Origin of the sequence: Salimicrobium salexigens (assembly GCF_900156705.1) — a bacterium.
GTDB lineage: Bacteria > Bacillota > Bacilli > Bacillales > Halobacillaceae > Salimicrobium > Salimicrobium album.
Genome location: NZ_FTOK01000006.1, coordinates 141,214 through 153,801, shown reverse-complemented (window position 1 = coordinate 153,801; position 12,588 = coordinate 141,214). Strand labels below are relative to the sequence as shown.

Here is a 12,588-nt window from a genome sequence, read left to right as displayed (position 1 = left end):
TTTCAAAATATGGAACACTCTTTTGTTCCACCTGCCAAACCGGCGGAGAGACTGTCGTTCCGTCACCCCGGCAGGGCTTGAACTGATACTTCTAAGAATACCAGTACGTTTATAAAGGTGCAACAGCTCGCGTGTATATCAGCGCTTACATATCAGAATTTTTTCATTTCTCCCAAAGCTCCCGAATATAAAAAAAAGACACCGGCCCCTTTAGTAAGGGACGGTGTCCTGACTATATGTTACCCGTTGAACGTCGCTCCGATGAAACCGGTGAACAGTTCCTGGGCGCGTGTCGGACGGGATTTGAATTCCGGATGGAACTGACTGGCTACGAACCACGGATGGTCTTTGACCTCGATGATTTCCACAAGGCGTCCGTCCGGGCTGGTGCCTGAGAAAAGGAATCCTTTCTCTTCCATCTCCTCACGGTAGTGATTATTGAACTCGAAGCGGTGACGGTGACGTTCGTAAATCACTTCCTCCCCGTATGCTTCCATCGCTTTCGTATCTTCTTTAATACGGGATGGATAGATACCGAGGCGCAGTGTTCCGCCGAGATCTTCCACATCTTTCTGTTCCGGAAGCAGATCGATGATCGGGTCTTTCGTCGACGGATCGATTTCCGCCGAGTGTGCGTTCTTATAGCCCAGCACGTTACGGGCGAATTCCACCGTTGCCAGCTGCATGCCGAGGCAGATGCCAAGGAATGGTACTTTATTTTCACGTGCGTAGCGAATCGCTTCGATTTTCCCTTCGATGCCGCGGTGGCCGAATCCGCCGGGCACAAGTATGCCGTCGGTATCCGCCACGAGTTCCCCGATATTGTCCTCAGTGACTTCTTCAGCGTTCACCCACTTCACTTCCACATCGGCGTTCTGCTGGTAGCCTGCGTGTTTCAGTGCTTCCACTACGGAAATATAGGCGTCCGGAAGCTCTACGTATTTCCCGACAAGAGCAATCGTACGCTTCTCTTCCAGATGCTTGACCCGCTCCACAAGCTCATTCCACTCCGTCATGTCAGCCGCCTGACAGTTCAGCCCGAAGTGGTCGCATGTAAGCTGATCGAGCTTCTGTTCCTGAAGCGTAAGCGGAACGTCATAAAGTGTTTCCGCGTCCACCATTTCGATGACGGCCTCTTTTTTCAGGTCGCAGAAAAGGGAAATCTTCTCTTTCATATCATCGGAAATTTCCGTTTCGGAACGCAGTACGATCACATCCGGCTGTATGCCGAGGGAGCGCAGTTCTTTCACGCTGTGCTGCGTAGGCTTCGTTTTCAGTTCGCCCGCGGCCCGGATGTAGGGAACGAGAGTACAGTGAAGATACATGACGTTATCGCGGCCGATGTCACTTTTGATCTGACGGATCGCTTCCAGGAAAGGAAGGGACTCGATGTCTCCGACCGTACCACCGATTTCCGTGATGACGACATCTGCGTTCGATTCGTGTCCGGCACGATATACCCTTTCCTTGATTTCGTTCGTAATATGCGGAATCACCTGAACCGTACCGCCCAGATAGTCGCCGCGACGTTCTTTTTTGATCACGTTCGAGTAGACTTTACCGGTCGTTACGTTTGAGAACTTATTCAGATTGATATCGATGAAACGTTCGTAATGACCAAGGTCAAGATCCGTCTCCGCCCCGTCGTCCGTTACGAATACTTCTCCGTGCTGGTAAGGACTCATCGTTCCCGGGTCCACGTTCAGGTACGGGTCGAACTTCTGGATCGTTACGCTCAGCCCCCGGTTTTTCAGTAGACGGCCCAGTGATGCCGCCGTAATTCCTTTTCCTAATGAAGATACAACACCGCCGGTAACAAAAATGTACTTTGTCACGTTCATCCCTCTTTCCTTGTTTGTTAGTAATGACTTCTTCTGTTTCAGAATAAATATAGAAAGGGCGGCTGTTGCACCGCCCGTCACCGAAGAAAATCCGTTATACTTCCCTGCTGGAATCCGGAACCGGTACGTCCCGGACCTCCTGCAAAAAAGAAAAGCTCCCCAATCGTAATTGGGGAGCTTCTGTTAAGGTCGTCCTTTTTTAAGAGCCCACATAGAATTATAAAAAGGTTCACCTGTAAAGTCAAGAACAGGAAAAAATTACTTTTCTTCTTTTTCTTCTTCGTCCTCGTCGCCGATAAAGCTGGTGTCTTCATCTACCATTTCTTCCTCTTCGTCGTCAAGGTCGTCCTCTTCATAATCGCCCTCGAAGTCATCGTCGTCTTCGAGATCCAGTTCTTCGTCCTTCAGGTCAAGTTCCTCTGTATTCTCGTCTTCTTCGTCGGCATCGTAATCCGAAATGCCGAGTTCATCTTCAAGCAGCTTGGAAGGCTTCTTTTTTTTCTTCTTCTTTTTCTTCTTGCGCATTTTCGGAAGGTTGGCGATATCTTCTTCCATCTGTTCAATCGGGTACCACTTACGAAGTCCCCAGTGGTTCGTACCGGTCGTCGTAAAACGGCCGTCAAGATTCATATCCGTGTAGAACTGGGCGATGGCCTCTTCTTTCTGCGCTTTCGTATACTTCTTCCTGTCGGCGATCTGTTTGAACAGTTCGTTGAAATCGTACGTCTGATGCTCGTCTTCCAGAATGGTATAAGCCATTTCAAGCATAGAGGTTTCGTCTATCTGTTGTTGGGTCATTTCTTCAAAACTCAACGTCAGCACTCCTTTTTCTCAATTCTGTTCCGACCGTCCCTACCCTTCCATAAGCGGAGGAGACCGGACAGACTTTCGCTTTTTTCGTCAATTACACACGTTTCTCACTGTAACCATACCCTTTATTATAAAAAGAACGGAGAAAAAAATCAATAACAGAAAATTTCTTTGGAATCCCCTCCCGTTTTCCCGTACAATATAAACAGCTATCGAACGAAGGAGAGAGACCGATGAAGCTTAAAGAACTGCACCCTGTGACCTGGGTCATTATCGCCCTGATTCTGATTTTCGTGCCTTCCTGGCTTTATATGAATTACGGGCTCATTCATGAGGAACATGTTAAAGAAGCCACCATCTCGGAAAAATATCACGAAAAGGACGAATATTATATCGTCGCGGATGGTAAAGATATCAAATTGTCCGATTCCAGCCAGTGGATGCTCATCGAACCTGAGGAGAAATATGAAATCACGTATGAATGGTACGGGCAGAAAGAGCCCGAAGTCGTCTCCATCAACCAGGCCCACGATGATGACAGCACCGGCGGCGGTCACTGACAACAGAAACTGCATGATACACACAGAAATCCGAACATTGATGTTCGGATTTCTGTTTTTAAGCTGTCATAAAAGGATAGGGGATGAAAATTACGTCATTCCCCGCCTGCCGTTTTTTACATATTTCTGCGGTACTGACCGCCCACTTCGTAAAGAGCGTGGGTAATCTGGCCGAGACTTGCAACGCGGACGGTTTCCATCAGTTCGGCAAACACGTTTCCGCCTGAACTGGCCGTTTCTTTCAGTCTGTTCAGTGCTTCCTCTGCCTTATCTTCGTTGGACTTCTGGAAGTTACGAAGCTCTTTGATCTGGTGTTCTTTTTCTTCTGTGGAGGCACGGGCAAGTTCCATCGAATCAATATCCTCTTCCGACTGCGGATTAGGGTTAAGATACGTATTCACCCCGATGATCGGCATTTCACCGGAATGTTTCTTACTTTCATAATACAGGGACTCTTCCTGAATCTTACCACGCTGATACTGGCGCTCCATAGCCCCGAGTACTCCGCCGCGGTCGTTCATATTTTCGAACTCCTGCATGACCGCTTCTTCGACGAGATCGGTGAGTTCTCTGATTACGAAGGACCCCTGCAGGGAGTTTTCGTTCTTCGTAAGACCGTATTCCTTGTTGATGATCATCTGGATCGCCATAGCCCGGCGTACGGATTCCTGCGTCGGCGTCGTAATCGCCTCGTCGTAGGAGTTTGTATGAAGCGAGTTACAGTTGTCCTGGATAGCCAGCAGAGCCTGCAGCGTCGTACGGATATCGTTGAACTGGATTTCCTGAGCGTGCAGGGAACGGCCGGATGTCTGAACGTGATACTTCAGCTTCTGACTGCGCTCGTTCGCTCCGTACTTATTCTTCATCACGATTGCCCAGATGCGGCGTGCGACGCGCCCGAGTACGCTGTATTCGGGATCCAGACCGTTCGAGAAGAAGAAAGACAGGTTCGGTGCGAACTTGTCGACGTCCATACCGCGGCTCAAATAGTACTCCACGTAGGTGAACCCGTTTGCAAGCGTGAAAGCGAGCTGCGTAATCGGGTTCGCTCCCGCTTCCGCGATGTGATACCCGGAAATCGACACGGAGTAGTAGTTGCGCACGTCGTGGTCGATGAAGTACTGCTGGATATCTCCCATCATACGGAGGGCGAACTCTGTCGAGAAGATACATGTGTTCTGTCCCTGGTCCTCTTTCAAAATGTCAGCCTGGACCGTTCCGCGCACCACGTGGATTGTGTCTTCACGGATCTGCTTCGCTTCCTCGGCAGACGGTTTCCTGCCCTCTTTCTCTTCAAATTTCCGAAGTTCCTTATCGATAGCCGTGTTGAAATACATGGCAAGGATGATCGGAGCCGGTCCGTTGATCGTCATGGATACGGAAGTTTTCGGATCGACGAGATCGAATCCTTCATACAGTTTCTTCATGTCTTCGAGCGTACTGATGTTCACACCGCTCTCCCCGACTTTTCCGTAGATGTCCGGACGCTCGCCCGGGTCTTCCCCGTAAAGGGTTACGGAGTCGAAAGCGGTACTGAGTCTTTTCGCTTCTTCGTTTTCGGAGAGGTAATGGAACCGGCGGTTGGTTTTCTCCGGCGTCCCTTCCCCGGCGAACTGTCTCGTCGGGTCTTCCCCTTTCCGTTTGAAAGGAAATACACCGGCCGTGAACGGGAAAGCTCCCGGAACGTTCTCTTTCCGAAGCCACTCGAGACGGTCGCCCCAGTCCGCATACTTCGGAAGGGCCACTTTCGGAATTTTCGTTCCGGATATGCTTTCTGTCGTCAGATCCATCGTAAATTCCTTGTCCCGCACTTTGTATGTGAACGTTTCTCCTGAGTAGTTCTCATGGAGCGTATCCCAATGTTCGAGCTTTTCTTTCACTTCGCCGTTGATTTCTTTCACTACTTTTTTCTTCGCTCCCGTGATGGTTTCATTCTCGCCGACGATTTTCTCCGTGCCTTCGAGCTGGTACCACTGGCGGGCTTTTTCTGCCTGATCTTCCGTGAATTCATGATAGCCGCGCACTTCTTTCGCGATATCCCGGAGGTACTGCTTCCGGTCGTTCGGAATGATAACGTTCTGCTTTTCGACTTTGGATACCCGTTCAAGCGACGTTTCCGTATCCCAGCCGTACCGCTCATTTATTTCATCAAGAAGGGCAGCGAAAAGGGTGTTCGTCCCCGGGTCGTTGAACTGGCTGGCGATGGTGCCGTAGACAGGGAACGATTCATGATCTTCGTGGAACAGCATGTGACTGCGTTCATACTGCTTTCTCACCTGTTTCAGCGCATCCTCCGAACCTTTCTGTTCGAATTTGTTGATAGTGATGAAGTCGGCGTAGTCGATCATGTCGATCTTCTCGAGCTGGGACGGCGCCCCGAACTCGGCGGTCATGACGTACATGGAAAGGTCGGTGATCTCCGTAATTTCGGCATCCCCCTGACCGATTCCGCTCGTTTCGATGATGATGAAGTCGTAGCCTGCTCTTTTCAGAATCTGTACCGCGTCCGTCACCGCTGTCGATATCTCCGTACGCGCTTCTCTCGTCGCAAGAGATCTCATGTATACGTTCGGGTGGAAGATGGCGTTCATACGGATTCTGTCCCCGAGGAGAGCACCGCCGGTTTTCTTCTTCGTCGGATCCACCGAGAGAATCCCCACTTTTTTATCCGGTACTTCATTCAGGAAGCGGCGTATCAGTTCGTCCGTCAGGGAACTTTTCCCTGCCCCGCCGGTACCGGTGATACCGAGCACGGGTACGTCTTTATCCGTCTGCCACTGCTTCCGGTAGCTTTCAAGTTTTTTCTCATCTGCGTTCTCCGCCTGCGTGATCATTCTTGCGATCGTAACCGGGTCCCCGGCTTCCAGATCCATGTTATCTTTCACCGGCGGAAGGAAGTCGGCTTTTTCGACCATGCTGTTGATCATACCCTGCAGGCCGTGTTCCCGTCCGAACTCCGGAGAGAAGATGTGCGTCACTCCGTATTCATGGAGCTCCTTGATTTCCCGGGGCAGAATGACTCCCCCGCCTCCTCCGAACGTCTGGACGTGCTCTGCACCTTTTTCGTTCAGTAGATCGATCATGTATTTGAAGTATTCCATATGACCGCCCTGATAGGAGGAGATGGCAATCCCCTGGGCATCTTCCTGTATGGCAGCGTTGACTACGTCTTCCACAGAGCGGTTGTGCCCGAGATGAATAACCTCGGCACCTGTCGCCTGCAGAATACGTCTCATAATGTTGATTGAAGCGTCGTGACCGTCGAACAGACTGGAAGCGGTTACAAATCGCACCGCATGTTTCGGTTTATATACTTCCACAATAAATTCCTCCTTTATGGCTATCTGTAAGTTGCAACTCCTTCAAGCAAAAGACTGACCTGATGATCGATGTACTCTTCCAGTGTGAAGGACCTCTGAAGAATCCATCTGCGGAACCCCCACATCTGACCTTCCACGAACACGTTGTTGGCAATGACCGATATTTTACCGCGTGATGCTCCCGGAAGGCTGCACGCCAGTAATTCCTCCAGCATAGCCACCATTTCCTGTTCCTTCTCAAGGATATAATCTTTCGCCTCTTTCGGCAGTGCCTTCACTTCCTGGTAAAGAACGATTACTTCCTCCTGCAGATCATCCATCAGACGGAAATAGGAGCGGACCGCTTCTTCAAGAGGAGCACCGTCCGGCACGGAGGTGTCCACCACTTCTTTCATCCGTTCATTCACCTGTTCGTAGATGGAATCACATACAAGGAACAGCACATCTTCTTTCGTCCTTATATACTCGTAAAGCGTACCGATACTGAAACCGCTCGCTTTCGCGATTTCACGCGTCGTCGTTTTGTGGAACCCTTTATCCCGGAAAAGAGAGACAGCACCGCGGATCATTTCCTGGCGCCTCTTCTCCACGAGAGCCCTGTTCTTAATGGAAGATGGAACCTGTTTACTTCCCGCCATCGGCTTTCCCCTCCTGCTTCCATTCACCGAACCACTGTTTCGCGAGTGCATAAGGATCATAATCCTCAAGCTCGAGATTTTTGCTGCGGTCGCCGGATTCAATCCAGCGCCTGACGTCCCGCCATATTTCTTCACGGATGAGCTCGTACACTTCCATTTCCCGCTGCATCCGCTTTTTCTCCTGACCGGAAGCCGTTTCTTCGAGGTAAATGCGGTGTTTCTTCATTTTCTCCCACATTTTCAAAATACCCTGCTTTTTCGTCGATACCGTTTTGACGATCGGCGGCTGCCACCCTTTCGGATCGGCGATCATCATGTAGTCTTCGAGTGTAAGTTTCAGTTTCTCGACGTCCGGCAGGTCCGCCTTGTTGATAACGAACAGATCGGCGATTTCCATAATACCGGCTTTGAAAATCTGAAGAATATCTCCGCTGTTCGGCGTAAGTACAAGCCCGGTCGTATCCACCACTTTCATCACGTCGAGCTCCGACTGTCCGACTCCGACTGTTTCCACAAGTACGATGTCAAAACCGGCAGCATCGCACATACGGATCGCGTCTTTCGTCGCCCTGGCAAGCCCGCCGAGACTTCCTCTCGTGGCCATACTGCGGATGAAGATGCCGGGGTCGACGAAATGCTGGTGCATCCTCGTCCGATCCCCTAAAATCGAGCCTCCGCTGAACGGACTAGTCGGATCGATGGCAATGACCGCCACACTGAGATGCCGTTCCCGGAGAAGATGAAGGAGCTCGTTGATAAGCGTGCTTTTACCGGCGCCGGGAGAGCCTGTAATACCGATATAGTGAGCCTGTTTTTTAATGGAGAATATATCACTCATCAGCGTGAGTTTTTCTTCGTCTTCCCGTTCTGCCAGCGTAATGGCTCTTGCGAGTGCCCGACGATCTCCGTTATGAATTCTTTCAGCCAGCGAATGCATCGAATCGTCCTTTCTGTATTCCGGTACTTTTACTTCTTATAATCGGTTTACGGTACCGAAAGACCTTTTACTGAACGAAAGCAGTCGCCCCCGCGAAGACGGGAGCGCACAACTTACGCTATCAGCTGGTGACCATACGTCCGATTACGAGACGCTGGATTTCGTTGGTACCTTCATAGATCTGAGTGATCTTCGCGTCACGCATGTAGCGCTCTACCGGATAGTCTTTTGTATACCCGTACCCGCCGTAGACCTGGACGGCTTCTGTCGTTACTTCCATTGCAGCGTCACCGGCGAACAGTTTCGCCATTGCGGAAGCTTTTGCGTACGGCTTTCCTTCCGACTCGAGAAAAGCTGCCTGGTAAGTAAGCAGACGGGCCGCTTCCACGTCTGTCGCCATGTCCGCCAGTTTGAAGGAGAGACCCTGATGTTTGGCGATCGGTTTGCCGAACTGTTCCCGTTCTTTGGCATAGCCGATGGATTTATCGAGAGCACCCTGGGCGATTCCTACAGCCTGGGCAGCGATACCATTCCGTCCTCCATCGAGAGTCTGCATAGCGATTTTGAATCCTTCCCCTTCTTCTCCGAGGAGGTTCTCTTTCGGTATGCGGCAGTTTTCGAAAATAAGTTCCGTCGTCGGGGAAGAACGGATGCCGAGTTTCTTCTCTTTCTTACCGAACGTGAAACCATCCGTCCCTTTCTCCACGATGAAAGCGCTGATGCCTTTATGGCCGGCATCCTGATCCGTTTTGGCGAAAACGAGGTAAATGTCCGCCACGCCGCCGTTCGTGATCCACACTTTGTTACCGTTCAGAATATAATCGTCTCCGTCTTTTTTCGCCTGAGTACGCATGGAGGAGACGTCACTTCCTGCGCCCGGCTCGGACAATGCATAGGCTCCAAGAGCTTCCCCTGTGGCAAGACGTGTCAGGAAGTTTTCTTTCTGTTCCTTGTTTCCGAACGTGTAAATCGGCCAGCTGGCAAGGGAGATGTGGGCAGAAAGCGTCACACCGGTCGATGCACAGACGCGGGAGAGTTCTTCCACCGCAATCGCGTAGCTTACGAAATCGGATCCGATTCCGCCGTATTCCTCCGGCCACGGAATGCCTGTAAGACCGAGCTCGGACATCTGATCGAAAATATTGCGGTCAAACCTTTCCTCTTCGTCCCGTTCCGCCGCTGTCGGCTCTACTTCATTCTCCGCGAAGTCACGTACCATTTTTTTGAGCATCTGCTGTTCTTCTGTCAATTGAAAGTTCATACCTGTTCCCCTTTCTTCAGTTCGACTGCTTATTATTTCATCAAGTGCGTTCCAATGACCATCCGCTGAATTTCACTTGTACCTTCATAAACCTCACAAACTTTGGCATCACGGAAAAACCGTTCTACCGGGTAGTCTTCCGTATAACCGTAGCCGCCGTATACCTGGACAGCTTCAATACTAGTATTAACCGCAGCACGGGAAGCATAAAGTTTTGCCATCGACACTTCTTTGCCGCATGGCTGCTGTGCCTGCTGCAGACGGGCCGCTTCATACACCAGCAATTTGGCGGCTTCGACATCCGTAGCCATATCCGAAAGTTTGAAAGAGAGACCCTGGTGTTTGGCAATCGGTTTGCCGAACTGTTCCCGTTCTTTCGCGTAACCTACCGCATGTTCCAGAGAAGCCTGCGCTATCCCGAGTGCCTGAGCCGCGATGCCGATTCTTCCGGTATTAAGGTTGGCCATCGCAACGTCGAACCCTTTCCCTTCTTCCCCGAGCAGGTTCTCTTTCGGTATCCGGCACTGCTCGAAGTTGATGGCACACGTGCTTGATCCGTGCAGCCCCATTTTTCTTTCCACTTTTCCGACAGTGAAACCGGGAGTGTCTTTTTCCACAATAAAAGCGCTGATGCCTTTGCTCCTCGATTCTTCCGGGTTGGTACGGGCGAATACGATGAAAGTATCTGCCGCCTCGGCATTAGTGATGTACGCTTTAGAGCCGTTCAGGATGTAGGAATCCCCGTCTCTGACCGCTTTCGTTTTCAGACTGGCAGCGTCTGACCCTGCGCCTGGTTCCGTGAGGGCAAAAGCTCCCAGATACTCCCCGCTTGCCAGTTTCGGAATGTATTTCTTCTTCTGTTCTTCCGTTCCGAAGTAAAGAATCGGGTTCGTGCCCACTGAAGTGTGAACGGACAGAATCACCCCGACTGTCGCGCTAACCTTCGACAGTTCATTGATGGCGATAATGTACGAGGTGAAATCCATCTCGGAGCCGCCATATTCTTCAGGGATCGGTATGCCCATCAGGCCGAGTTCTCCCATCTTTTTCACTACTTCTATCGGAAAGCGGTCTTCCGCTTCCATGCGTTCTATGGCCGGGGCGACTTCGTTCTCAGCGAAGTCCCGGACCATTTTCTTCATCATCTGCTGTTCATCAGTTAAAAACATTCGGTTCTCTCCTATTCATAAACGTAAAAACCGCGCCCGGATTTCTTCCCGAGCCAGCCGGCTGCTACATATTTCTTGAGTAACGGACATGGACGATATTTCGAATCGCCGAATCCGTCGTAAAGTATTTCCATAATGGACAGACAAGTATCAAGGCCTATAAAATCCGCCAGCTGGAGCGGTCCCATCGGATGGTTCATGCCGAGCTTCATAACGGTATCCACGTCTTCTTTTGAAGCCACACCTTCGTAAATAGTGAAAACCGCTTCGTTGATCATCGGCATAAGAACCCGGTTGGCCACGAATCCCGGGTAATCGCTCACGTCCACCGGTGTTTTGGCCAGCTGTTCCGCCAGCTGTTCCACCCGTTCGAACGTCTCATCACTCGTCTGAATCGCACGGATAATTTCCACCAGTTTCATCACCGGTACGGGGTTCATGAAGTGCATACCTATAACCTGTGACGGACGATTCGTTACCGCCGCCACGTCCGTGATCGGAAGAGACGAGGTGTTCGTCGCAAGAATGGCATGGTCCGGCATAATGTCATCGAGCTGACGGAATACTTTTTCCTTCACATCCATCCGCTCTACTACGGCTTCGATTGCAAAGTCACAATGGGCAGCGTCTTCCATACCGGAAGCGGTCTCGAGGTGAGCTTTCGCCTGCTCCGCGCCTTCCTTTGTCATACGTTCCTTTTCGACAGCACGGTCAAGACGCTTATAGATTCCTTCGATCCCTTTTTTCAACGCTTCTTCGTTTACATCAAACAACTTCACGGAGAAATTGTGCGAAGCAAATACCTGTGCAATTCCGGCGCCCATCTGACCGGCACCTATAACGAAAATATTCTTCATGATTAAGCTCCCTCCACTTCGATCATAACCGCATCACCCTGGCCTCCGCCGGAGCAGATAGCAGCGATTCCGGTACCGCCGCCGCGACGACGAAGTTCGTAGGCAAGTGTAAGAATGATTCTGGCACCACTTGCACCGATCGGGTGACCAAGCGCCACGGCACCGCCGTTGACGTTCACTTTATCCGTATCAAGTCCTGCAATCTTACCGCCGGCCAGTGACACGACCGCAAAAGCTTCGTTCACTTCAAACAGATCGATATCTTCCATTTTTTTGCCTGTTTTTTCAAGAATTTTGTTAATGACGAGTCCCGGTGTTTCAGGAAAATCCTGAGCTTCCACTGCAATTTCATCGTGGGCGATGATTGTGGCAAGCGGCTTAACGTTCTGCTGCTTCGCTTTCTCATCACTCATCAGTACCATTGCGCAGGCTCCGTCATTCACACCAGGTGCGTTACCTGCCGTAATACTGCCATCCGGGTCGAAAGCAGGTTTCAGCTTCTTAAGTTTCTCCGCTGTCGTATCCAGTCTCGGTGCTTCATCGGTATCGATACTGATCGGATCACCTTTTCGCTGCGGTACTTCAACCGGCACAATCTCTTCTTTCATCACGCCGGATTCGATCGCTTTACCGGCAAGTTCGTGACTGCGCGCCGCCCATTCGTCCTGGGCTTCTCTGGAAATGTCGTGCTTATTAGCCGTACGGTTGCCGTAGCTTCCCATGTGGATGCCCTCGAAAGAGCAGGTAAGACCGTCGTGAAGCATCATATCTTTCACGGCACCATCGCCCATACGATAGCCGAACCTCGCTTTTGGAAGGAAATACGGAGCACTGCTCATACTTTCCATGCCGCCCGCGACGATGATCTCCTCTTCTCCGAGACGGATGAACTGATCACCCATCGTTACACTGCGCATACCGGAAGCACAAACTTTGTTGACGGTTTCCGTCTTCACATGCCACGGTATATTCGCATTCCGGGCCGCCTGTCTTGAAGGCAGCTGTCCCTGTCCGCCCTGAAGTACGCTTCCCATAATGACTTCTCCAATATCCTTACCTTCTACGCCGGCACGCTGCATAGCTTCCGCAATGACTTTTCCGCCAAGATCCGAAGCAGATAAAGAAGAGAGACTTCCTCCGAGTTTGCCAAACGCGGTACGTGCTCCATCAACAATCACTGTTTTTACCATTAATA

General features: G+C 50.9%; 10 protein-coding genes. 1 reads left to right on the top strand and 9 read right to left on the bottom strand.

Going from position 1 to position 12,588, the window contains the following annotated elements; genetic code table 11:
* Positions 1–239: 239 nt before the first annotated feature.
* Both BW931_RS08885 and rpoE read right to left on the bottom strand, forming a co-directional pair.
* Complete coding sequence (locus BW931_RS08885; RefSeq protein WP_008590500.1) at positions 240–1,835, bottom strand: CTP synthase; 1,596 nt, start codon at positions 1,833–1,835, stop codon at positions 240–242.
* 264 nt (positions 1,836–2,099) lie between these two features.
* Positions 2,100–2,654 (bottom strand): DNA-directed RNA polymerase subunit delta, encoded by a 555-nt coding sequence (rpoE, locus tag BW931_RS08880; RefSeq protein ID WP_076571665.1) that lies wholly within the window; start codon positions 2,652–2,654, stop codon positions 2,100–2,102.
* A gap of 230 nt (positions 2,655–2,884) precedes the next feature.
* On the opposite strand from rpoE, the gene BW931_RS08875 reads away from it, so the two are divergent.
* Complete coding sequence (locus BW931_RS08875) at positions 2,885–3,211, top strand: hypothetical protein (protein WP_076571663.1); 327 nt, start codon at positions 2,885–2,887, stop codon at positions 3,209–3,211.
* A 116-nt stretch (positions 3,212–3,327) separates the two neighbouring features.
* Here BW931_RS08875 and icmF read toward each other — a convergent pair whose 3' ends face one another.
* The 7 genes from icmF to BW931_RS08840 form a co-directional block, all read right to left on the bottom strand.
* Positions 3,328–6,531, bottom strand: a complete 3,204-nt coding sequence (icmF, locus tag BW931_RS08870; RefSeq protein WP_076571661.1) for a fused isobutyryl-CoA mutase/GTPase IcmF — start codon at positions 6,529–6,531, stop codon at positions 3,328–3,330.
* Between the two features lie 20 nt (positions 6,532–6,551).
* Positions 6,552–7,169 (bottom strand): TetR/AcrR family transcriptional regulator, encoded by a 618-nt coding sequence (locus tag BW931_RS08865; RefSeq protein ID WP_008590508.1) that lies wholly within the window; start codon positions 7,167–7,169, stop codon positions 6,552–6,554.
* Complete coding sequence (meaB, locus tag BW931_RS08860) at positions 7,156–8,106, bottom strand: methylmalonyl Co-A mutase-associated GTPase MeaB (protein WP_076571659.1); 951 nt, start codon at positions 8,104–8,106, stop codon at positions 7,156–7,158. The genes BW931_RS08865 and meaB overlap by 14 nt, the downstream gene beginning before the upstream one ends.
* A gap of 121 nt (positions 8,107–8,227) precedes the next feature.
* A complete protein-coding gene (locus BW931_RS08855) occupies positions 8,228–9,367 on the bottom strand; it encodes an acyl-CoA dehydrogenase (protein WP_008590510.1) in 1,140 nt (379 codons plus the stop codon).
* Between the two features lie 32 nt (positions 9,368–9,399).
* Positions 9,400–10,536, bottom strand: coding sequence for an acyl-CoA dehydrogenase (locus tag BW931_RS08850; protein WP_076571657.1), 1,137 nt, complete (start codon positions 10,534–10,536; stop codon positions 9,400–9,402).
* An 11-nt stretch (positions 10,537–10,547) separates the two neighbouring features.
* The gene (locus tag BW931_RS08845) at positions 10,548–11,393 is read right to left on the bottom strand and encodes a 3-hydroxybutyryl-CoA dehydrogenase (RefSeq protein ID WP_008590512.1); all 846 of its coding nucleotides are present in this window, start codon (positions 11,391–11,393) and stop codon (positions 10,548–10,550) included.
* Positions 11,394–11,395: 2 nt separating this feature from the next.
* Positions 11,396–12,583: an acetyl-CoA C-acetyltransferase gene (locus BW931_RS08840; protein ID WP_076571655.1), complete on the bottom strand. Its 1,188-nt coding sequence runs from the start codon at positions 12,581–12,583 to the stop codon at positions 11,396–11,398.
* Positions 12,584–12,588: the final 5 nt, after the last annotated feature.

What these genes read in the sequence shown, in the direction of transcription:
- BW931_RS08875 (WP_076571663.1), top strand. Translation starts at nt 2,885, where the DNA reads ATGAAGCTTAAAGAACTGCACCCTGTGACCTGGGTCATTATCGCCCTG.
- BW931_RS08865 (WP_008590508.1), bottom strand. Translation starts at nt 7,169, where the DNA reads ATGGCGGGAAGTAAACAGGTTCCATCTTCCATTAAGAACAGGGCTCTC.
- meaB (WP_076571659.1), bottom strand. Translation starts at nt 8,106, where the DNA reads ATGCATTCGCTGGCTGAAAGAATTCATAACGGAGATCGTCGGGCACTC.
- BW931_RS08855 (WP_008590510.1), bottom strand. Translation starts at nt 9,367, where the DNA reads ATGAACTTTCAATTGACAGAAGAACAGCAGATGCTCAAAAAAATGGTA.
- BW931_RS08850 (WP_076571657.1), bottom strand. Translation starts at nt 10,536, where the DNA reads ATGTTTTTAACTGATGAACAGCAGATGATGAAGAAAATGGTCCGGGAC.
- BW931_RS08845 (WP_008590512.1), bottom strand. Translation starts at nt 11,393, where the DNA reads ATGAAGAATATTTTCGTTATAGGTGCCGGTCAGATGGGCGCCGGAATT.
- BW931_RS08840 (WP_076571655.1), bottom strand. Translation starts at nt 12,583, where the DNA reads ATGGTAAAAACAGTGATTGTTGATGGAGCACGTACCGCGTTTGGCAAA.